Annotated in this window: 18 protein-coding genes; 8 read left to right on the forward strand and 10 right to left on the reverse strand. The window is 64.4% G+C overall.

Annotated elements, in window-relative coordinates; translation table 11 throughout:
• Window positions 1-37 precede the first annotated feature (37 nt).
• The 7 genes from E2H86_RS02170 (at window position 38) to E2H86_RS02200 (ending at window position 8240) form a co-directional block, all read left to right on the forward strand.
• A complete protein-coding gene (locus tag E2H86_RS02170; protein WP_133324228.1) occupies window positions 38-748 on the forward strand; it encodes an SOS response-associated peptidase family protein in 711 nt (236 codons plus the stop codon).
• A gap of 14 nt (window positions 749-762) precedes the next feature.
• Window positions 763-2547, forward strand: coding sequence for a thiamine pyrophosphate-requiring protein (locus tag E2H86_RS02175; RefSeq protein ID WP_133324230.1), 1785 nt, complete (start codon window positions 763-765; stop codon window positions 2545-2547).
• An 80-nt stretch (window positions 2548-2627) separates the two neighbouring features.
• Window positions 2628-3848, forward strand: a complete 1221-nt coding sequence (locus tag E2H86_RS02180; protein ID WP_133324232.1) for a putative DNA modification/repair radical SAM protein — start codon at window positions 2628-2630, stop codon at window positions 3846-3848.
• Window positions 3839-4705, forward strand: a complete 867-nt coding sequence (locus tag E2H86_RS02185; RefSeq protein ID WP_133324234.1) for a TIGR03915 family putative DNA repair protein — start codon at window positions 3839-3841, stop codon at window positions 4703-4705. The genes E2H86_RS02180 and E2H86_RS02185 overlap by 10 nt, the downstream gene beginning before the upstream one ends.
• A 35-nt stretch (window positions 4706-4740) precedes the next feature.
• Window positions 4741-6807, forward strand: a complete 2067-nt coding sequence (gene treS, locus E2H86_RS02190) for a maltose alpha-D-glucosyltransferase (protein WP_133324236.1) — start codon at window positions 4741-4743, stop codon at window positions 6805-6807.
• Between the two features lie 92 nt (window positions 6808-6899).
• Window positions 6900-7529: a riboflavin synthase subunit alpha gene (locus tag E2H86_RS02195; RefSeq protein ID WP_133324238.1), complete on the forward strand. Its 630-nt coding sequence runs from the start codon at window positions 6900-6902 to the stop codon at window positions 7527-7529.
• A gap of 9 nt (window positions 7530-7538) precedes the next feature.
• Entirely contained in the window at window positions 7539-8240 is a 702-nt protein-coding gene (locus tag E2H86_RS02200; protein ID WP_133324240.1) for a YoaK family protein, read from the forward strand.
• Between the two features lie 9 nt (window positions 8241-8249).
• Here the strand turns inward: E2H86_RS02200 and proP are convergent, their stop codons facing one another.
• Both proP and E2H86_RS02210 read right to left on the reverse strand, forming a co-directional pair.
• Window positions 8250-9752, reverse strand: a complete 1503-nt coding sequence (gene proP, locus E2H86_RS02205) for a glycine betaine/L-proline transporter ProP (RefSeq protein WP_133324242.1) — start codon at window positions 9750-9752, stop codon at window positions 8250-8252.
• Between the two features lie 114 nt (window positions 9753-9866).
• Complete coding sequence (locus tag E2H86_RS02210; RefSeq protein WP_133324244.1) at window positions 9867-10700, reverse strand: oxidoreductase; 834 nt, start codon at window positions 10698-10700, stop codon at window positions 9867-9869.
• Window positions 10701-10808: 108 nt separating this feature from the next.
• Here E2H86_RS02210 and E2H86_RS02215 point away from each other — a divergent pair, with 108 nt between their 5' ends.
• Window positions 10809-11765, forward strand: coding sequence for an AraC family transcriptional regulator (locus E2H86_RS02215; RefSeq protein WP_243744021.1), 957 nt, complete (start codon window positions 10809-10811; stop codon window positions 11763-11765).
• A 13-nt stretch (window positions 11766-11778) separates the two neighbouring features.
• Here the strand turns inward: E2H86_RS02215 and hemB are convergent, their stop codons facing one another.
• The 8 genes from hemB to E2H86_RS02255 form a co-directional block, all read right to left on the reverse strand.
• Window positions 11779-12753: a porphobilinogen synthase gene (hemB, locus tag E2H86_RS02220; protein WP_133324248.1), complete on the reverse strand. Its 975-nt coding sequence runs from the start codon at window positions 12751-12753 to the stop codon at window positions 11779-11781.
• 139 nt (window positions 12754-12892) lie between these two features.
• On the reverse strand, window positions 12893-13360 hold the full coding sequence (locus tag E2H86_RS02225; RefSeq protein WP_133324250.1) for a hypothetical protein: 468 nt from the start codon (window positions 13358-13360) through the stop codon (window positions 12893-12895).
• A 14-nt stretch (window positions 13361-13374) separates the two neighbouring features.
• On the reverse strand, window positions 13375-14268 hold the full coding sequence (locus tag E2H86_RS02230) for a PA4780 family RIO1-like protein kinase (RefSeq protein WP_133324252.1): 894 nt from the start codon (window positions 14266-14268) through the stop codon (window positions 13375-13377).
• Window positions 14269-14358: 90 nt separating this feature from the next.
• Entirely contained in the window at window positions 14359-15315 is a 957-nt protein-coding gene (locus E2H86_RS02235; RefSeq protein WP_133324254.1) for a 2-hydroxyacid dehydrogenase, read from the reverse strand.
• A 9-nt stretch (window positions 15316-15324) separates the two neighbouring features.
• On the reverse strand, window positions 15325-16656 hold the full coding sequence (locus tag E2H86_RS02240) for an MFS transporter (protein ID WP_133324256.1): 1332 nt from the start codon (window positions 16654-16656) through the stop codon (window positions 15325-15327).
• A 98-nt stretch (window positions 16657-16754) separates the two neighbouring features.
• Complete coding sequence (locus E2H86_RS02245) at window positions 16755-18329, reverse strand: aldehyde dehydrogenase (NADP(+)) (protein WP_133324257.1); 1575 nt, start codon at window positions 18327-18329, stop codon at window positions 16755-16757.
• A 29-nt stretch (window positions 18330-18358) separates the two neighbouring features.
• A complete protein-coding gene (araD1, locus tag E2H86_RS02250; RefSeq protein WP_133324259.1) occupies window positions 18359-19348 on the reverse strand; it encodes an AraD1 family protein in 990 nt (329 codons plus the stop codon).
• A gap of 28 nt (window positions 19349-19376) precedes the next feature.
• Window positions 19377-20684, reverse strand: a complete 1308-nt coding sequence (locus E2H86_RS02255; RefSeq protein ID WP_133324261.1) for an MFS transporter — start codon at window positions 20682-20684, stop codon at window positions 19377-19379.
• Window positions 20685-20719 lie beyond the last annotated feature (35 nt).

The raw sequence follows: 20719 nt of genomic DNA on the forward strand, positions 1-20719 counted from the left end.
GTCGTCCCAGGGATCCAAGCCAAGGAGGAGGAACACTATGTGCCAATGCATCGTCCAGCCACCCGCAACCGGTGCCCGACTTGCACCGTCAGGCCCGCTCCACTGCGACGTGACAGGTACGGACGAAGATCCGGAGGACACTGCCCCAAGCCAAGGCGAACCTCGGCGACGCCTGGTCAAACCACGCATGCGCCTGCAGGCCCTCCTCAGCCGTGATGGCGAGGCTACGCCATTGCAGGTGCGCTGGGGCTGGGTGCCCCACTGGTCGATGGGCACCCGCCCCGCCCTGACCCATTTACCCCTTGAGCAGGTGATGCGCTCGCGCCTGTATGCCAGGTTGCGCGACGAGGGCCGTGCCTTGATCCCCGTGGAAGGCTGGTATGAGGCCGCCCGTGATGACACACCCGGAGCGCGCCCTCGGCTGGCCTACGTCACTTCGCGGCGCAATGAACCCCTGTTTTTGGCTGCCGTAGCCCAGGCCAGCGACGAACACAATGGTTGTGACGGCCTGGCTCTGGTGACCTACGACCCCGGCAATGGCGTGACTCACCTCCTCGCCTTCGACGAGGCCGGCGCCCAGGCCTGGCTGCGCGCCGGCCTTGACTGGGAACAGGCCCGAACCCTGGCCAACCAAGGGGCACTGGGCGCAGACCACCTGGAACAACTGTTCTGGACCAAGCGCACCTTCATGGCTGGGCGCCGACGCAGCACGGCAATGCAGCCCTGCGCCACCTCGAACGCAATCTGAACAGGAGTCAAACCATGACCACCACCGTCAGCGACTTTGTTGTCGAACGCCTTAGCCAATGGGGCGTGACGCGCATCTTCGGCTATCCCGGGGACGGCATCAACGGCGTGTTCGGTGCCCTACGCCGCGCCGGCAAGATCGAATTCATCCAGTGCCGCCACGAAGAGATGGCCGCCTTCATGGCCAGCGCCCATGCCAAGTTCACTGGCGAGCTGGGTGTATGCATCGCCACCTCAGGACCGGGCGCCTCGCACCTGCTCACCGGTCTTTACGATGCGCGCATGGACCACATGCCGGTGCTGGCCATCGTCGGCCAACAGGCACGAACCGCCCTGGGTGGGCATTACCAGCAGGAACTGGACCTGGTGTCGATGTTCAAGGACGTGGCCGGCGCTTTCGTTCAGCAGGCCTCGGCACCGGCGCAGGTCCGCCATTTGCTCGACCGTGCGGCACGCACCGCCCTGGGAGAGCGTCGGGTGACCGCGCTGATTCTGCCCAACGACCTGCAGGAATTGCCCTACGAGGCCCCGGCCCGGGCCCATGGCACCTTGCACTCCGGCGTTGGCTACCAGCGGCCCAGTATGGTCCCCCGGGGCGAAGAGCTGGAGCGAGCTGCGCAGATCCTCAACAGCGGTGAACGGGTGGCGATCCTGGTCGGCGCCGGGGCGCTGCAAGCCAGCCGCCAGGTTGCAGCGGTGGCCAACACCCTGGGCGCAGGCGTAGCCAAGGCCTTGCTGGGCAAGGCCGTACTCGCCGACGAGCTACCCTGGGTCACCGGCAGCATTGGCCTGCTAGGCACCGAGCCCAGCCTGAAACTGATGAACGAATGCGACACCTTGCTGATGATCGGTTCAGGCTTCCCTTACGCTGAGTTCCTTCCCGAGGAAGGCAAGGCACGCGGCGTGCAGATCGATATCGCACCCGACATGCTCGGCCTGCGCTACCCGATGGAGGTGAACCTGCAAGGCGATGCGGCCGATACCCTGGACGCCTTGCTGCCGCTACTGGTCCATAAGGAAAAACGCACCTGGCGCGAGCGCATCGAAGGCTGGCGCAAGCGCTGGGACGACAAGCTGGAGAAACGCGCCCTTACCCCGGCATCGCCGATCAATCCACAACGGGTGGTGCATGAACTGTCGCCGCGCCTGCCGGACCAGGCGATCATCACCAGCGACTCCGGCTCATGCGCCAACTGGTTCGCCCGCGACCTGCAGATCCGTCCGGGCATGCAATGCTCGCTGTCCGGCGGCCTGGCTTCGATGGGCGCGGCCGTCCCCTACGCGATCGCCGCCAAGTTCGCCCACCCCGAACGCAGCGTGATCGCCCTGGTCGGCGATGGCGCCATGCAGATGAACAACCTGGCTGAGCTGATCACCGTGGCCAAGTACTGGCGCCAGTGGACGAATGGCCGCTGGATCTGTGCAGTGTTCAATAACCAGGACCTCAATCAGGTGACCTGGGAGCAGCGGGTCATGGAGGGCGACCCCAAGTTCGTCGCCAGCCAGGAGATCCCCGATGTGCCCTACCATCTGTTCGCCATCTCGATCGGCCTCAAGGGTATCTACGTAGAGCGCGAAGAAGACGTCGGCCCGGCCTGGGAACAGGCCCTAGCCAGCGACGTACCGGTGGTGATCGATTTTCGTACCGACCCGGACGTGCCGCCGTTGCCACCGCACATCAGCCTGGAACAGGCAAAAAAATTCGCCTCGGCACTGCTGCAGGACCCTGACAGCGGCGGAATCATCAAACAAACGGCGCGGCAATTGCTGAGCAACGTTCTGCCAGGATCGAAGGATTGAGGACGAGGTCGACAGCAGGCCCTTGCAATACGCGCGCGCTCAAAATACTGTATGAATATTCAGTAAATTGAGAACGCCCCATGCAGCTCATCGCCAAGCTCGGCATCCTCGCCGATGCCGCCAAATACGACGCCTCCTGCGCCAGCAGTGGTGCGCCCAAGCGCAGTTCGCGTGGCGGCAACGGCTTGGGCGCCACCGATGGCATGGGCATCTGCCACAGCTACACCCCCGATGGTCGTTGTGTGTCGCTGCTCAAGGTGCTGTTGACCAACTTCTGCCTGTACGACTGCCAGTATTGCGTCAATCGCCGCTCCAGCAATGTGCCCCGGGCGCGCTTCAGCCCTGAGGAGGTGGTGCGCCTGACGTTGGATTTCTATCGGCGCAACTGCATCAGCGGCCTGTTCCTGAGCTCGGGGATCATCCGCTCGGCGGACTACACCATGGAGCAGTTGATCCGTGTGGCCCGCCTGCTGCGCGAAGAGCATGGCTTTCGCGGCTACATCCACCTCAAGACCATCCCTGACGCCGATCCCCTGCTGATCGAAGAAGCCGGGCGTCTGGCCGACCGCCTGAGCGTGAACATCGAGTTGCCCACCGACGCCAGCCTCAAGCGCCTGGCGCCGGAGAAGCAAGCACACACCATCCGCCAGGCCATGGGCGTCATCCATCAGGGCCAACAGGCCGTGGCCAACGAGCCGCGGGCACCGCGTTTCACCCCGGCCGGGCAAAGTACCCAGGTGATCGTCGGCGCCGATGCCACCGACGACAGCACCCTTCTGCGCAATGCCGAGTCGCTGTACCAGGGCTACGGGCTCAAGCGCGTGTACTATTCGGCGTTCAGCCCGATCCCTGATAGCCCGGGTAGCGTTCCCCTGGCCGCCCCGCCCCTGCTGCGCGAACACCGCCTGTACCAGGCCGACTTCCTGCTGCGCGGTTATGGCTACAAGGCCGGCGAACTGTTCAGCGACAACACCAACCTGGCCCTGGACATCGATCCAAAGCTGGCCTGGGCACTGGCCAATCGTGAAGTTTTCCCGCTGGATGTGAATCGGGCCGAGCCGGCGTTGCTGGCACGTATCCCTGGCATCGGCCTGCGCAGCGTACAGCGCTTGGTCGCACTGCGCCGCGAGCGGCGGATTCGCTACGACGATCTGATCCAATTGCGCTGCGTGCTGGAAAAGGCCCGGCCGTTCATCGTCACCAGCGACTATCGACCGGCCCAGGCAGACCTGCGCAGCGGACTGCTGCGGGCCCGCCTGCGCGAACCTCAGGCCCCCGTGCAAATGGGGCTGTGGGGATGATCGCGCTCGATTGCGACAACCGCTTCAGCCGCTGGCGTGAACAAGCCCGGCGCCTGCTCGAACACGGCGTCGACCCTGCCGAAGTGACCTGGGCCCAGGGACCTATGAATGACCTGCTGGCCACGCCGCTGCCCCTGCCCGAACAGCCCGGACCGTTCAAGGCTCGGGTACCGGCGGCGCTGCTAGATCAGTTGGAACAAGCGGCACGCTATCGCGGCGCGCAGCGCTGGAACCTGCTCTACGAGGTGCTCTGGCGGGTGGCCCATGGCGACCGCACCGCGATGTTGGCTGGCGACCGCCTGGGCAGCGAGTTGCAGCGACGGATCAAGCAGGTCAGCCGCGAAGCCCACCATTTACACGCATTCGTACGGTTCGTGCCGTTGCCCGAAGGCCTGGCCGCACGGTTGCAACTCGACCTGGTGGCCTTCCACGAGCCGGCCCACGACATTCTGGAAAGCGCCAGCGGACATTTTGCCGACCGCCTCGGTCGCCAGCGCTGGTTGATCGCCACACCCGAAGACGGCATCCGTTTCGATGGCCAGGCGTTCGATTACCAGCGATGTTGCCCGCAAGCCTGGCGTGACTGGGCGCGCAACGCCGACGACCCAGGTGCCGACCTGTGGCGGACCTATTACCGACACACCTTCAACCCCGCCCGTCTCAACCCCGATGCACTGCGCCAGCATCTGCCGGGGCGTTTCTGGCGGCACCTGCCGGAGGGCATGCTGATCCCGCAGCTGGAGGGGCTGGCCCGGCAGGGCAAGCAGCGCGATGGGCAGGCCGTGGAAGTGGCCAGCCAGCGTGGGAAACGGGTCGGTCGACTCCAGCCGAACGTTCCGCCGACAACATCGTCTTAACTTGGGTCGGTGCCGACATGCAAAGAGGATGCGCAATGACCCAACCCGACCCGTCATACGTCAAGTGGCTCGAAGAGCGATCGATGCTCAAGGCCTCCCAGGAACGCGCAAAGCTCTACGCGGGGCAGTCGCGCCTGTGGCTCAACCCGTACGCCGAGGCCCAGCCCCGCCGCGCCACCGAGATCGCCTCGGTCTGGCTGACCGTCTATCCCGACGCCATCATCGCCCCCGAAGGCTGTTCGGTGCTCGCTGCGCTGGGCCATGAGACCTTGTGGAAACGCCTGTCCGAGCTGGGTGTACAAGGCATCCACACTGGCCCGATCAAGCAGTCTGGCGGCATCCGCGGGCGTGACTACACGCCTAGCATCGATGGCAATTTCGACCGCATCGGCTTCGACATCGACCCGTTGTACGGTAGCGAGCAGGAGCTGGTGTACATGAGCCGCATGGCAGCAGCGCACAATGCCGTGACCATCGACGACCTGATCCCTTCGCACACCGGCAAAGGCGCCGATTTCCGTCTCGCGGAAATGGCCCATGGCGCCTATCCGGGGCTTTATCACATGATCGAGATCCGCGAGGAAGACTGGCACCTGTTACCAGAGGTGCCGGAGGGCCGCGATGCGGTCAACCTGCTGCCGGCACAGTGTGACGAACTCAAGCTGCGCCACTACATCGTCGGCCAGTTGCAACGAGTGATCTTCTTCGAGCCAGGGGTCAAGGAAACCGACTGGAGCGCCACAGCAGCGATCACTGGCGTGGACGGCAAGACCCGACGCTGGGTGTACCTGCACTACTTCAAGGAGGGCCAACCTTCGCTCAACTGGCTCGACCCGACCTTCGCTGCCCAGCAGATGATCATCGGCGACGCTTTGCATGCGCTGGACTGCCTCGGTGCCCGTGGCCTGCGCCTGGACGCCAACGGCTTTCTCGGCGTCGAGACGCGTGTCGACGGCCCGGCCTGGTCCGAGAGCCACCCGCTGTCGATCGTCGGCAACCAGCTGATCGGCGGCATGATCCGCAAAGCCGGTGGCTTCAGCTTTCAGGAGCTGAACCTGACCCTGGACGATATCGCACAGATGTCCAAGGGCGGCGCCGATCTTTCCTACGATTTCATCACCCGGCCGGCCTACCAGCATGCGCTGCTCACCGGCGATACCGAGTTCCTGCGTCTGATGCTCAAGGAGATGCACAGTTTCGGCATCGACCCGGCATCGCTGATCCATGCCCTGCAGAACCATGACGAGTTGACGGTCGAGCTGGTGCACTTCTGGACCCTGCATGCCCACGACATGTTCATGTACAAGGGCCAGACCCTGCCCGGCAACATCCTGCGCGAGCACATTCGGGAGGAGATCTACGAGCGCCTCTCGGGGGAACATGCGCCGTACAACCTGCGCTTCGTCACCAATGGTATTTCCTGCACTACGGCAAGCCTGATCACTGCGGCACTGGGCATTCGTGACCTGGAACGGATCAGCGCGGCAGATATCGAGCAAGTGCAAAAGGTGCACCTGCTGCTGGTGATGTACAACGCCATGCAGCCGGGGGTGGTGGCGTTGTCCGGCTGGGACCTGGTCGGCGCCTTGCCGCTGGACGCCGAGCAAGTGGCCGAACGCATGGCCGACGGCGACACCCGCTGGATCCACCGCGGCGGCTACGACCTGGCCGGGCTCGATGATCAGGCTGAGGCCTCGGTGCGCGGCATGCCACGGGCGCGGGCGCTGTATGGCAGCCTGGACAGCCAGCTGGAAAACGGCGACTCGTTCGCCTGCAAGGTCAAGAAGCTGCTCGCCGTACGCCAAGCCTACGGCATCGCCACCAGTCGCCAAGTCCTGGTGCCCGAGGTGACCAGCCCTGGGCTGCTGGTGATGGTGCACGAGTTACCGGCTGGCCGCGGCATTCAGATCAGTGCGCTGAACTTCAGTCAGCAGGTGATCGCCGAGGAGCTGCACCTGACCGGCTTCAGCCCAGGCCCGGTGGTCGACATGATCAACGAGACGGTCGAGGGCGACCTGACCGAAGATGGCCGCCTGATGATCAATCTGGACCCGTACGAGGCACTGTGCCTGAGGATCGTCAGCAGCAGCGGACATGTCTGATAGCGGCGATGAGCCCAGGACGGCCACCTTGCATTTACCGCTCCAGAGGCATAGCGTGCTGGGGTTTCCAGCCCGCGCCCAGGAGCAACACCATGTACACCGGCATCGTCCAGGCCGTCCGCCCTCTCCTCGATGTGACCCGCTACCCGGGTCACAATCAGTTCACCATCGACCTCACCCCCGAACTGCTAGAGGAGCTGAAGATCGGCGCCAGTGTCAGTGTCGAAGGTACCTGCCTGTCGGTCACCGAGATCGACGGCAGCCAGGTGCGTTTCGATGCCATGACCGCAACCCTTGAACGCACCAACCTGCGCTTTCTGAGCGCTGGCCAAGGCGTGAACATCGAGCGTTCGGCGAAGATGAACGCCGAGGTCGGTGGGCACCTGATGGCAGGTCACATTGCTTGCACGGCCGAGATCGTCGAGCTGTCGATCGAGGAAACCGGCGCCTTCATCAAATTCCGCATGCCGCCGGAATGGGCCAAGTACGTGTTCGCCCGCGGCTTTCTCGGCGTCAACGGTTGCAGCTTGACCGTGGCCGATGTCGAGGATGGCGTGGTGACCATCAACCTGATTCCGGAAACCCTGCGCCAGACCACCTTTGCCCGCTACCAGGCCGGGGACCTGCTCAACATCGAGGTGGATCACCAGACCATGGTTCTGGTGGATGTGGTCGAGCGCACCCTCAAAGGGACGCTGGCCCGCGAAAACCTGCTGCGCTGAGGCCTGCCGATGCTGCCGAGCGCGTTCTCCAGCCGCAACGCCAGGCGTGTGCGCCTGCAAGTCCTGCGTGGGCGCGTGGGCCTCGGGCTGGTCGCCGGCCTGTCGGTACTGGCCGGCATGACCGATGCCATCGGCCTGTTGGCACTGGGCGACTTCGTGTCGTTCATGAGCGGCAATACCACCCGCCTGGCGGTAGCCATCAGCGAGGCTGACCTTGCCCTGGTATTGCGCCTGAGTGGCGCGTTGTTCGGATTCGTCGCCGGCAATGCGCTGGGCGTGCTGCTGGCACGCAGCTTCCAGCGACGGGCCTGGCCCGTGTTGCTGGTGGTGGCGGGACTGCTTGCCGGCGCTGCGGCGTGGCCGTGGGCAGCGAGCTTTCCGGCCTTGCTCGCGGCGACCTTGGCCATGGGCATGATCAATGCGGTGGTCGAGCAGGTAAACGGCCTGCCCATTGGGCTGACCTACGTGACCGGCGCGCTGTCGCGTTTCGGTCGCGGCCTGGGCCGCTGGTTGCTGGGCGAGCGCCGTAGCGGCTGGCGCGTGCAACTGGTGCCGTGGACCGGCATGCTCCTGGGTGCGGCCCTCGGCGCCTGGTTGCAGCAGCGCCTGGGCCTGCAGGCGCTGGCTGGCAGTTGCGCCCTGGCCTGCGTGCTGGCCCTGGTATCGCGCTTCATCCCGCGCAACTGGCAGCGCGGCTACATGCCGCGCTGAGCACAGCCACTAGTCGATGCGCGGATGCTGCTGCACCAGCAGCTTGCGTTTGGCCTCCAGTTCGGCGATCTGCGCGTCGATGTCCTCGATCTTCTGCTCGATGTTGTCATGATGTTCCTGCAACAGTTCGCGCGCTTCTTCGATGTCCGACGCTGCCGGTGCGGCCCCGCGTAGTGGCTTGTTGGCGGTCTCCTTCATGGTCACCCCGGTCAGCAGGCCGATGGCGGCGACCACCATCAGGTAGTAGGCTGGCATGTACAGGTTGCCGGTGCTTTCCACCAGCCAGGCAGTCAAGGTCGGGGTCAGGCCGGCGATCAGGATCGAGATGTTGAACGCGCTGGCCAGCGCGCTATAGCGGATATGGGTCGGAAACATCGCCGGCAGCGTCGAGGCCATCACGCCGATGAAGAAGTTGAGCAGCACGGCAATGAGCAACAGACCGGCGAAGATCAGCCCCAACACGCCACTGTTGACCAGCATGAATGCCGGGATGGCCAAGGCGAACAGGCCGACGCTGCCCAGGATGATGAATGGACGGCGACCGAATTTGTCACTGAGCAGCCCGATCATTGGCTGGACGAACAACATGCCGACCATGATGGCGATGATGATCAACACGCCGTGGTCTTCGCTGTAGTGCAGGTTGTGCGACAGGTAACTGGGCATGTAGGTGAGCAGCATGTAGTAGGTGACATTGGTCGCGATGACCACGCCGATGCAGGTCACCAGGCTACGCCAGTGCTTGGTCGCCACCTCCTTGAACGAAACCTTCGGTCCTGAGGCCAGCCCTTCGCGGTCACCTTGCTCGAGCGCGTCGACGTGCTGCTGGAATGCCGGCGTTTCTTCCAGTGCATGGCGCAGGTAGAGCCCGATGATGCCCAGCGGCAAGGCCAGGAAGAATGGGAGGCGCCAGCCCCACTCGAGGAACTTTTCTTCGCCCAGGACCGTAGAGATCAGCACCACGACCCCGGCACCCAACACGAAGCCGGCAATCGAACCGAAGTCCAGCCAACTGCCGAGAAAGCCGCGCTTGCGGTCCGGCGCATACTCGGCGACGAAGATCGAGGCGCCGGTGTATTCGCCTCCCACCGAAAAGCCCTGGGCCATCTTGGCCAGCAGCAGCAGGATCGGCGCCCAGATGCCGATCGTCGCGTACGAGGGTATGAGTCCGATAGCGAAGGTGCTCAGCGACATGATGACGATGGTCGCGGCCAGCACCTTCTGCCGGCCGAACTTATCGCCCAAGGCACCGAAGAACAGGCCGCCCAGCGGACGGATCAGGAAGGGTACCGAGAAGGTCGCCAAGGCAGCGATCATCTGTACGCTGGGGTCGGCGTTGGGGAAGAACACCTTGCCGAGGGCGTAGGCGACGAAGCCATACACACCGAAGTCGAACCATTCCATGGCATTGCCCAGCGCCGCAGCGGTGATCGCTTTGCGCATCTTGGCGTCGTCGACGATGGTGATGTCCTTGAGGCCGATGGGCTTGACGCCCTTCTTGCGTGATTTCATGCCGATATCCCTTGTGCTTCACTGTTCCCCGGACCTGATCGTCTGGATGGCCGGGTGCTAAGCATGAGATACGCGGCTGCCCGCAAAAATTCAGTACGCCAGCGTTTATCCCGCTCAACCATCGGTCGAACGCGACAACGCCTCCCAGGCATCGATCTCCTCGCTCAAGGTCGCGAGCTTTTCGCGCACCAATGCCAGCGCATCGCTGCCCAGCAGAAGGTGCGCAGGGGGTGTTTCGCTGCCGATGATCGCCAACATCGCACGCGCCGCTTTGCTCGGGTCGCCCAGCTGCTTGCCGCTCTTTTCTTCGCGGGCCTGGCGAATCGGGTCGAACAGCGCGTCGTAATCGGTAATCGAACGGGCCGTCCGGCTCATCGAACGCCCAGCCCAGTCGGTGCGAAACGAGCCGGGCGCGACGGCGGTGACGTGGATACCGAACGGCTTCACCTCCTTGCCAAGAACTTCAGAGATGCCTTCCAGCGCGAACTTGCTGCCGCAGTAATAGGCGATGCCCGGCATCGTGATGAAGCCACCCATCGAGGTGATGTAGAGAATGTGCCCGCGTCTGCGCGAGCGCATGTGCGGCAGCACGGCCTTGCTCACGGCCACCGCACCAAACACATTGACGTCGAACTGTCGGCGCATCTCGCTCAGTGCCGACTCTTCCATCACCCCTTCATGGCCGTAGCCTGCATTGTTGACCAGTACATCGATCGGCCCGACGTTGTTCTCGATGTCTGCTACCACCGCGTCGATGGCAGAAAAGTCGCTCACGTCGAGCACGCGGCCCACTGCATGGGCGCCATCGAGCGCCTCGAAGGCCTGCCGCGCCTGCTCACTGCGGACCGTGCCGACCACACGATGGCCCGCAGCGAGCGCCTCCTGGGCCAATGCTCGACCGAATCCACTGCTGACGCCGGTGATGAAAAGCGTTTTGCTAGATGACATGTGCGCACTCCACTGAACGTTGACGTGGATGCACGATAACCAGCCGTGGTAGTTTTCCTCAGGCTGGTTTCTGTGGTTTTCTTGCCTATTTCTATGAGGCCATCGCCGATGAACGAGACGGCTGCCGCTGCGCCGCTGGCCGACCGGCAACGCTTGCTGACCCTGCTGCGCGCTCAGGCACCCACCGAAGGCTACAACCTGACGGCCCTGCCCGACGTGCGCATCCTGCGTTCGAACCGGGCCTTGGCCCGCACGCCGGTCCTGTATGACCCTGGCATCGTGATCGTCTGCCAGGGCCGCAAGCGGGGCTATTTCGGTAGCCAGGTGTACCTGTATGACGAGCAGCACTACCTGGCGGTCGCGGTCCCGGTGCCGTTCACCATGGAAACCGAAGCCTGTGCGCAACACCCTTTGTTGGCGCTCTACCTGCATCTGGATTTCCAACTGGCTGCCGAGTTGCTGGTGGAGATCGACCAGCATCAGCCCTCGGCACGGGTACACCCACCCGAGAGCATGATGTCCAGCCCCATGGATGCCACGATGCAGGCGTGCGTGCTGCGCCTGGTGGAAGCACTGGACGAGCCGCTGGACGCAGCCATCCTCGGACCGGCACGGGTACGCGAGCTGTATTATCGGGTGCTCACCGGGCCCCAGGGCAAAACGATGCGCGCGGCGTTGGCGATGCAGGGGCACTTCGGCAAGATCGGCAAGGCCCTGCGCTGCATCCACGCCCACTATGCCCAAGCGCTCGATCTAGGGCACCTGGCCGGTGAAGCCGGCATGAGCGTGCCGACTTTCCACAGTCACTTCAAGGCGATCACCCGCACCTCGCCAATGCAGTACTTGAAGTCGACACGCTTGCACCAGGCGCGGCTGCTGATGGTGCGTCAGGGGATGACGGCGGAAACGGCGTGCTATGCGGTGGGCTATACCAGCCCTTCGCAGTTCAGCCGGGAATTCAAGCGACTGTTCGGCCTGACACCGGCAGCCGAGGCCAAGCGGATGCGGGAAAGCTTTGCCCTGCCCCCGGCGTGCGCCGGGGCACAGTACGTCTCGTCACATTGAGGCGTTCGGCAAATCAGATACCTTCGCGCGCCAGGTCCATGGCGAAGTAGGTCAGGATCAGGTCAGCCCCGGCACGCTTGATCGCGCCGATGCTTTCACGAACCACGCGGCCTTCGTCGATGGCGCCGGCCAGACCGCCGAACTTGATCATCGCGTACTCGCCGCTGACCTGGTACGCCGCCAGCGGCAGGCGCGAGGCGGCGCGGATGTCGGCGATCACATCGAGGTAGGCGCCGGCCGGCTTGACCATCAGCACATCTGCCCCTTCCTGCTCGTCGAGCAGCGACTCACGCACCGCTTCGCGGCGGTTCATCGGGTTCATCTGGTAGCTCTTGCGGTCGCCCTTGAGCGCGGTACCGCCAGCCTCACGGAACGGGCCATACAGCGACGAGGCGAACTTGGTCGAATAGGCCATGATCGCCGTGTCATGGAAGCCCGCACCGTCCAATGCGCTGCGAATCGCCTGGACCTGGCCATCCATCGCCGCCGACGGCGCGATGAAATCGGCACCGGCTGCGGCCGCGACCACCGCCTGCTTGCCCAGGTTGGCCAGGGTGGCGTCGTTGTCCACGCCGTGGTCGTGGAGCACGCCGCAGTGACCGTGGCTGGTGTACTCACAGAAGCAGGTATCGGACATCACCACCATTTCCGGCACGGTGTCCTTGCAGATACGCGCCATACGCGCCACCAGACCGTTCTCATTCCAGGTGTCGCTGCCGGTGGCATCGAGGTTGTGGGAAACGCCGAAGGTCATCACCGACTTGATACCGGCACGGGCATAACGCTCGATTTCCTGGGCAAGCCGTTTTTCCGGAATGCGGTTGACGCCCGGCATGCTGGTGATTGGCACGAAGTCATCGATGCCTTCCTCGACGAAGATCGGCAGGATCAGGTCCTCGAGACGGAACTCGGTCTCCTGGAAGATCGTGCGCAGGGACTCGTTCTGGCGCAGGCGGCGTGGACGAACGGCAGGGAAAAGGTTGGACATGACAGCTCCAGGGATTTTTAACGGCGTATACCTTATGCCTGTCACGCGCCAGTGGAAAGGCCAAATCGCGAGAATGTGCATTGCAGGTGATGCAATAGCCGGCCCATAAGCACCTCATGGACCGGCTTGGCAGGCATGTTCAGACTGCAACGGCGAGCGTCGACTCCCAGGGTTGTACAGGCGCCTGGGCAGCCAGTGCGGAACCCCCCGGCTGAGGCAAGAAGGCAGCCATCGCCTCGACCAGGTTGGCCACATTGGGCAGCGGCGCAGGTGTGGTCGACGGTCTCTCTGCTAACGAAGCGGGTTGCATCGCCAAGGTCGATTCGGCCAACTGCAGGCCACTCTGCGGGACGATCGCCAGGGCTTTGGCCGTCACCATGGCAGGTTTGGCGAACAGGAAGTCATCGGCGGTCACCTGAGCGACCTCGAGTGCGTCCAGGTACTGCACTTTCTTCCCTTCCGGATCACCGGACAGGTGTACATGAATCGACTGAACGATGGCCACTTCGCTGGCTTGTATCAGCTTGTTCCGCCCACTGGGTACGACTTTGCCTGGGACGCTGGCGACTACGTCGATTTCCCCGAGGCACGACCTGAAAAACCCCATCGACCTCAACCCAACTACTGCAACCAGGGCGGAGGCGGCTCTTCGGTCCTGGCCGGCCCACTCTCGACTTCCGCCAGTGCAGCACGTCGACGGGCGTCGTCGAGCCGGGCCGCTTCGATCTCGCGCATCACCCCAGCGACGTCCGCTGCATGCTCGTCATCCTCGAACTGCCCGCTCAACGGGCTGTCCGGTCGCAGCTCACCGGCTTCGTACAGCGCCCACATTTCCTGGGCATAGCGGGTGGCCTTGAGCTCCGGGGCGAAACGGCCGAAATAATGCGCCATGTTCCCTACATCGCGCTGCAGCATGCTGAACGCATGGTTGTTACCGGCAGCGTCCACGGCCTGCGGCAGATCGATGATCACCGGGCCGTCGGGCCCGAGCAGCACGTTGAATTCCGACAGGTCGCCATGGACCAGGCCGGCGCACAGCATCAGCACGATCTGACGGATGACGAAAGCGTGGTACTCGCGCGCCTCCTCGGCCTCCAGATGCACATCGTTCAGGCGTGGCGCGGCGTCGCCATCGGCATCGGTGACCAGCTCCATCAACAGCACACCGTCCTGGAAATCGAACGGCTTCGGCACCCGGACCCCGGCACCGGCCAAGCGGAACAAGGCGGCCACTTCGGCGTTCTGCCAGGCGTCCTCGGCTTCTTTGCGCCCATACTTACTGCCCTTGGCCATGGCACGGGCCTGACGGCTGTTGCGCACCTTGCGCCCTTCCTGGTATTCGGCGGCCTGACGGAAGCTGCGCTTGTTGGCTTCCTTGTAGACCTTGGCGCAGCGCACCTGGCTACCGCAGCGCACCACGTAGACGGCGGCTTCCTTGCCGCTCATCAGCGGGCGCAGCACTTCGTCGACCAGGCCGTCTTCAATCAGCGGTTCGATTCGTTTTGGCGTCTTCATCAGGCTTGCGTTCGAGGTCCTGTTTGGCCACTTGGCGGCGAAGTAGCCATCCTCTCACAGGCTGCTGCGTCTTGCTCGTCTGTCTGCGTCTTACACCACGCGGTGGCAAGGTGCCCTACCCGCGAGGACCGCTGCCATTTCAGTCGCCGCGGTACGGGCCATCAAGGCGCGCGCCTCGACGGTGGCCGAACCGATGTGCGGCAAGGCCACCACCTGGGGCAGCGCCAGCAATGGCGAGTCGCCAGGCAAAGGCTCACGCTCGAACACATCCAGTCCAGCCGCGCGGATTTGCCCCTGCGCCAGCGCCTGAACCAAGGCGGGCTCGTCGACCACCGCACCACGGGCGATATTGATGAACACGGCATGGTCACGCATCGCCGCGAATTGCTCGCGGCCGAACAGGCGATAAGTGGCCGGGCTCAGTGGCACGCAGACGCAGACGAAATCGGCCTCGCCCAACAAGTGCATCAGCGGCAGGCGTCGGGCGCCGAATTCCGCCTCGTACTCAGGCTTGGCACTGTTGCCGCTGTACAGCACCGGCATGCCGAAACCGAAATGCCCGCGCCGGGCCACGGCCGCGCCGATACGCCCCAGTCCAACGATGCCCAAGGTCTTGCCGTGCACGTCGAGACCGAAGCGCGAAGCGTCGATTCCGCTGCTCCACTCGCCGTCGCGTACCAGTTGCGCCATCTCGCAGGCCCGGCGTGCGGCCATCATCAACAGCATGAAGCCGGTGTCGGCAGTGGTTTCGGTCACCGCATCAGGCGTGTTGGTCAGGCAGATGCCGCGTTTGCGCAGGTAGCCCAGATCGTAGTTGTCGAATCCAGCGGACACGCTGGCGATGACCTTGAGCGCCGGTGCGCGGTCGAGCAACTCTGCACCCAGCGGCAGCGTGCTGCCGATCAGCCCGTCAGCAGTGGCCAATGCCGCGAGAAAAGCCTCGCGATCGGCCAACGGCTGGTCGAAACGCTGGAAGCGATAACGCTGACCCAGGTCGGCCAGCACCTCGGCGCTGGCGATGGGCCCGAAGGAAACGACATGTTGCATGAAACCTCCTCAGTCGATGCGCGATTCAGGTTGAGCTGCATACAGGCGGCGCGGCACGGCCCAGAGGATCAACACCACCGCCAACAGGCTGACCGCCGTCAGCAGCCACAGGGCCGGGGTCGGCGAGCCGCTCACATCGCGCACCTTGCCCACCAGGTACGGAGCGACGATGCCGCCGAGCTGACCGATGGAGTTGATCAACGCGATGCCGGCGGCGGCAGCGAGGCCAGCCAGGTACTTCGGAGGCAGGGTCCAGAAGATCGGCATCCAGGCGATGATCCCGGTCATGATCAGGCTCATGCCCAGCATCAACAGCCACAGCTGTCCGGTGAAGCCGGCACACAGCGCGTAGCCAAGGGTAGTCATCACCGCGCAGCTCGCCATGTGCCAGCGACGCTCGCTGCGCAGGTCAGAACTGCGACCGATCAGCAGGTTGCCGACCACCGCCAGCAGATACGGGATCATCGTCAGCAGGCCGATATCCATCGCATCAGCCACCCCGGCGTTGCGGATCAGCTGGGGCATCCAGAACAGCAGGCCAGTCAGCGCCATCACCAGGCACAGGTAGATCGCCGACAGCGCGATCGAGGCCGGCTCGCGCAGAATGGCCCGTATGGAGCTGCCACCGCTGGGCTTGGGCTCGGCGTCCAGGCGCTCGCGCAGGTAGCGTTTCTCCTCTGCGTCGAGCCAGCGCGCGTCCTCGATCCGATCGCTCACCAGCCATAGGACCAGAAGGCCAAGCAGCACCGACGGCAAGCCTTCGAGCAGGAAAAGCCACTGCCAGCCAGCCATGCCGTTGACCCCGTCGAAATGGCTGAGAATGAAACCGGCCAGCGGGCCGCCGACGATCCCGCACAGGCAGATCGAACTCTTGAAGTAGGCATTGATACGCGCACGGCGATCACTGGGGTACCACTGAGTGAAGAAGTACAGTACCCCTGGGACGAACCCGGCTTCCATGACGCCGATGAGGAAACGCAGGACATAGAACCAGGTCTCGCTGGTGACAAACATCATCGCCGCGGACGTCAGGCCCCAACTGATCATGATGCGAGCGATCCAGATGCGCGCGCCGATGCGGTGCAGCAACACGTTGCTCGGTACTTCGAACAGGAAGTAACCGACGAAGAACAGGCTTGCACCCAGGCCATACACGGCATCGCTGAAACCCAGTGCGCTCTGCATCTGCAACTTGGCGAAACTGATGTTGACGCGATCCAGATAGGCGAACAGGAAACACAGGATGAACAACGGCACGATGCGCCAGTTGATCTTGCGGAACAGGCGGTTATCCAACGACTCCCGTTCGACCAGGTCGACGGGCACGGAACGGCTGGGCATGGCTGCAACCTCTTGTTGTTGTTCTTGGGGGCATTCGGTAAAAGCCCGCCGGACGAGGCCTGGCGGGCGTACAGCAGTGCAACGCCTACCGCTGGGCGTCAGCTCAGCGCCTCACGGCTGTGCTGACCATCGACCAGGCGCTGCAGGCCCAGTGGGTTGGCGTTCTTCAGGGCATCAGGCAGCAGCGCGTCCGGGTAGTCCTGGTAGCACACCGGACGCAGGAAACGGTCGATGGCCAAGGTCCCGACCGACGTGCCGCGGGCATCGGAGGTCGCCGGATAGGGGCCGCCGTGCACCATCGCATCGCACACCTCGACGCCGGTCGGGTAGCCGTTGACCAGCAGGCGACCGGCCTTGCGCTGCAGCAGCGGCACCAAGGCGGCGAAGCGCTGGAAGTCCTCCGGCTCAGCGATCAGCGTGGCGGTCAGTTGCCCGTGCAGGGCTTCCAGCGCCCGGCGCAGTTCGGCTTCGTCGGCCACTTCGACGACGACCGTGGTAGGGCCGAAGACCTCTTCCTGAAGCAACTCATCGCCATTGAGCAGCAGGCTCACATCGGCCTGGAACAGCTGCGCCTGGGCCTGGTCGCCGACCTGATCGGCACCGGCCAGGTGGCGCACTCCCGGGTGCTGCTGCAAACGCTGCACGCCACTGGCGTAGCTGCGCAGAGTGCCGGCGTTGAGCATGGTCTGCCCGCCCTGGTCGGCCAGTTGCGCGCCGAGTGCCGCGACGAAGGCGCTGAAGGCTTCACCGGCGATACCAATGACCAGGCCAGGGTTGGTGCAGAACTGCCCGCAGCCCAACACCACCGAGCCGGCCAGCTCCTTGGCCACCTGCTCGCCCCTGGCCTGCAACGCTCCAGGCAACACCAACACCGGGTTGATACTGCTCATCTCGGCGAACACCGGGATCGGCTGCGGCCTTGCCGCTGCCAGATCGCACAGGGCGCGACCGCCCTTGAGCGAACCGGTGAAGCCAACCGCCTGGATCGCCGGGTGACGGACCAGCGCCTCACCGACACCGGCGCCGTAGATCATGTTGAACACGCCAGCCGGCATGCCAGTGGCTACGGCTGCACGCTCGATGGCTTCAGCCACCTTTTCCGCCGTGGCCATGTGGCCACTGTGCGCCTTCACCACCACCGGACAGCCGGCAGCCAGGGCAGCGGCGGTATCGCCACCGGCGGTGGAGAACGCCAACGGGAAGTTGCTGGCGCCGAACACGGCCACCGGGCCGACGCCGGTACGGTACTGGCGCAGGTCCGGGCGCGGCAACGGCTGACGATCGGGCTGCGCGCGGTCGATACGTGCACCCAGGAAGTCGCCACGGCGCAGCACCTTGGCGAACAGGCGCATCTGGTTGCTGGTGCGGCTACGTTCGCCCTGGATGCGCCCGGCCGGCAACGCCGTCTCGCGGCAAACGGTGGCCACGAAGTCATCGTCCAGCGCATCCAGTTGCTCGGCAATGGCATCGAGGAACTGCGCCCGACGCTCCGGCGCCAGACCGTTGTACTCGGCGAATGCCGCTTCGGCGGCCTGCGCTGCGGCGGCCACTTCTTCAGGAGTGGCCTGGGCGAAGGCCAGGGGCAATGCGTCGCCGGTCCGCGCATCGAGGCTCTGTAGGCGTACGCTGCCAGCAGCGCTGCGCTGGCCACCGATGAAGTTGCTTACGGTCATGGTTGACTCCTGTAACGAAAGAAAAAAACTCAGAGGCTTTTCACGACCCCGGGGCGGACCTGCTCGGGCGCGGCTTTGATGCCGTTGCGCAGCGGCTGGCCGAAGGCATCCAGGCTGACCTCGAAGGTATCGCCAGGACGGGCCTGGATGCCGTCGGCGAACGACAAGGTGGCAGTGCCGAAATAGTGCACATGGATATCGCCGGCGCGCAGGAACTGGTCGTACTTGAAGTGGTGGAACTCGAGGTTCTCGAAGCTGTGGCACATGTTCTGCTCGCCGGAGAGGAATGGTTTGCTCCACAGCTCCTGGCCATCGCGAAGGATGCGGCTGGTGCCTTCCAGGTGCGCCGGTAACGCGCCCAGGCGCAGTTCCGGCCCGAAGCTGCAGGCGCGCAGTTTGGAATGGGCCAGGTACAGGTAATTGCGCCGTTCCATGACATGGTCGGAAAACTCGTTGCCCAGGGCATAGCCGAGGCGGTACGGCGTGCCGTCTTCACCGATCAGGTACAGCCCGACCAGCTCCGGCTCCTCGCCGGCATCCTCAGCGAAAGCGGGTAACGGCAGGTCGGCGCCGGGGCGTACGACGATGCCGCCGTCGCCCTTGTAGAACCACTCCGGCTGTGCGCCCTCCTCGCCTGCAAGCGGCCGACCGCCCTCCAGGCCCCACTGGAACATGCGCATGCTGTCGGTCACGGCGCCTTCGGCCTGCTGCTGGTGCATCTTGTCACGCGTGGCGGCGCTGCCCAGGTGAGTCAGGCCGGTACCAGTGACCAGGCAATGCGCCGGATCCGGATGGTCCAGCGGGGGCAACACCCGACCTTCGGCCAGCAGGGCCAGGTAGTCGTGGTGCTCGCCCAAGCCTGCGGCCTGCACTTCACTGGCCAGGTCGCGGCCAGCGGCAATGGCCTGCAGGGCCAGCTCGCGGGTACTGCCGGCGCCACGCACTTCCAAGGCGTGCTCGCCTTCCACCACGCCCACACGGCGCTCGCCGGTAGCGGTTTCGAATTGGATCAATCGCATGTTTGTGCTCGCTTTTCAGTTGCGAAGATTAGCGGGAGGGCTCGGCCACCCGCGTCGATGCCAGGCGCTGGCGGCGCTCCAGGCGGTTGTAGACCACGCCGGTGAGCAGCAGCCCGAACAGCATCACCAGGGCCAGGAAATACAGGCCCGACGACAACTGCCCGGTGTGCTCCTTGAGCGCACCGATGCCATATGGGCCGAGATAGCCACCGAGGTTGCCGATCGAGTTGATCAGGGCGATCCCCGCCGCAGCGCTGGCTCCGGAGAAGAACCGCCCCGGCAGGGTCCAGAAGATCGCGGTGCAGGAGAACAGCGCGAACGCCACCAGGCACAGCGCCGCCAGCTGCATCGCCGGCACGCTCAACCAGGCGCTGAGGAACAGGCCGAGTGCGCCCAGGGCATACAGCAAGGCCAAATGGCCGTAACGATCGTTCAGGCGATCGGAACTGCGGGGTACCACCAGCAGGCCGATGATGCCGAACACATAGGGCACGGCCGATACGAAGCCAGTGACCAGGTCGCTGCCACCAAACTGGTGAATGAGCGTTGGCAGCCACAGGCCCAGTCCATAGATGCTCAAGGTCACCGGCAGATAGAACAGCGCCAGCAACAGCACCCGGCCATCTTTCAAGGCATGCAGGGGATTGCCATGGCGGGTCTGGCCGAACTCGCGCAGGTCGTTGGCCAGTTGCTCCTGCAGCCAGTTGCGCTGCTCGTCGGACAGCCAGCGCACCTTGGCCGGACCATCCGGCAGCAGGCGCAGGGTTGGCCAGGCCAGCAACACCGCCGGGGTACCGATGCAGATGAACAGCCACTGCCAGCCATGCAGGCCATGGAGACCATCGAGCCCCAGCAAGGCCCCGGACAGCGGGCCGGTGACCAACATCGCCAGCGGTTGCGAAAGGATGAAGAAGCCGAGGATCTTGCCGCGGTGGCGCACCGGATACCACTGGGTGATGTAGTACAGCACACCCGGGAAGAAGCCCGCCTCGGCCGCGCCGAGCAGGAAACGCATCACATAGAAGCCATTGGGCCCGGTGACGAACGCCATGCCGACGGTGATCGCCCCCCAGGTCACCAGGATGCGGGCGAACCAACGACGGGCGCCGAAGCGGTCGAGCAGGAGGTTGCTGGGCACCTCGAAAATGAAATAGCCGATGAAGAACAGTCCGGCGCCCAGGCCGTAGGCCGCATCACCAAGACCGATATCGGCCCCCATGTGCAGCTTGGCGAAGCCCACCGCCGAACGATCGACATAGGCCACCAGGTAAAGCAGAACCAAAAAAGGGATGAGTTTCAGTGTGATCAGGCGGACCAGCCGCTGCTCCTGAATCATGGCGATGTCTCCAATTGTTCTTGTAATGGGCACAG

Origin of the sequence: Pseudomonas putida, from assembly GCF_004357765.1 — a bacterium.
GTDB lineage: Bacteria > Pseudomonadota > Gammaproteobacteria > Pseudomonadales > Pseudomonadaceae > Aquipseudomonas > Aquipseudomonas putida_U.

Coding starts and splice junctions, on each gene's coding strand:
- E2H86_RS02245 (WP_133324257.1), bottom strand. CDS start 18,329: ATGACCGTAAGCAACTTCATCGGTGGCCAGCGCAGCGCTGCTGGCAGC.
- E2H86_RS02175 (WP_133324230.1), top strand. CDS start 763: ATGACCACCACCGTCAGCGACTTTGTTGTCGAACGCCTTAGCCAATGG.
- E2H86_RS02215 (WP_243744021.1), top strand. CDS start 10,809: ATGAACGAGACGGCTGCCGCTGCGCCGCTGGCCGACCGGCAACGCTTG.
- E2H86_RS02170 (WP_133324228.1), top strand. CDS start 38: ATGTGCCAATGCATCGTCCAGCCACCCGCAACCGGTGCCCGACTTGCA.
- E2H86_RS02230 (WP_133324252.1), bottom strand. CDS start 14,268: ATGAAGACGCCAAAACGAATCGAACCGCTGATTGAAGACGGCCTGGTC.
- E2H86_RS02200 (WP_133324240.1), top strand. CDS start 7,539: ATGCTGCCGAGCGCGTTCTCCAGCCGCAACGCCAGGCGTGTGCGCCTG.
- hemB (WP_133324248.1), bottom strand. CDS start 12,753: ATGTCCAACCTTTTCCCTGCCGTTCGTCCACGCCGCCTGCGCCAGAAC.
- araD1 (WP_133324259.1), bottom strand. CDS start 19,348: ATGCGATTGATCCAATTCGAAACCGCTACCGGCGAGCGCCGTGTGGGC.
- E2H86_RS02255 (WP_133324261.1), bottom strand. CDS start 20,684: ATGATTCAGGAGCAGCGGCTGGTCCGCCTGATCACACTGAAACTCATC.
- treS (WP_133324236.1), top strand. CDS start 4,741: ATGACCCAACCCGACCCGTCATACGTCAAGTGGCTCGAAGAGCGATCG.
- proP (WP_133324242.1), bottom strand. CDS start 9,752: ATGAAATCACGCAAGAAGGGCGTCAAGCCCATCGGCCTCAAGGACATC.
- E2H86_RS02240 (WP_133324256.1), bottom strand. CDS start 16,656: ATGCCCAGCCGTTCCGTGCCCGTCGACCTGGTCGAACGGGAGTCGTTG.
- E2H86_RS02210 (WP_133324244.1), bottom strand. CDS start 10,700: ATGTCATCTAGCAAAACGCTTTTCATCACCGGCGTCAGCAGTGGATTC.
- E2H86_RS02180 (WP_133324232.1), top strand. CDS start 2,628: ATGCAGCTCATCGCCAAGCTCGGCATCCTCGCCGATGCCGCCAAATAC.
- E2H86_RS02235 (WP_133324254.1), bottom strand. CDS start 15,315: ATGCAACATGTCGTTTCCTTCGGGCCCATCGCCAGCGCCGAGGTGCTG.
- E2H86_RS02225 (WP_133324250.1), bottom strand. CDS start 13,360: ATGGGGTTTTTCAGGTCGTGCCTCGGGGAAATCGACGTAGTCGCCAGC.
- E2H86_RS02195 (WP_133324238.1), top strand. CDS start 6,900: ATGTACACCGGCATCGTCCAGGCCGTCCGCCCTCTCCTCGATGTGACC.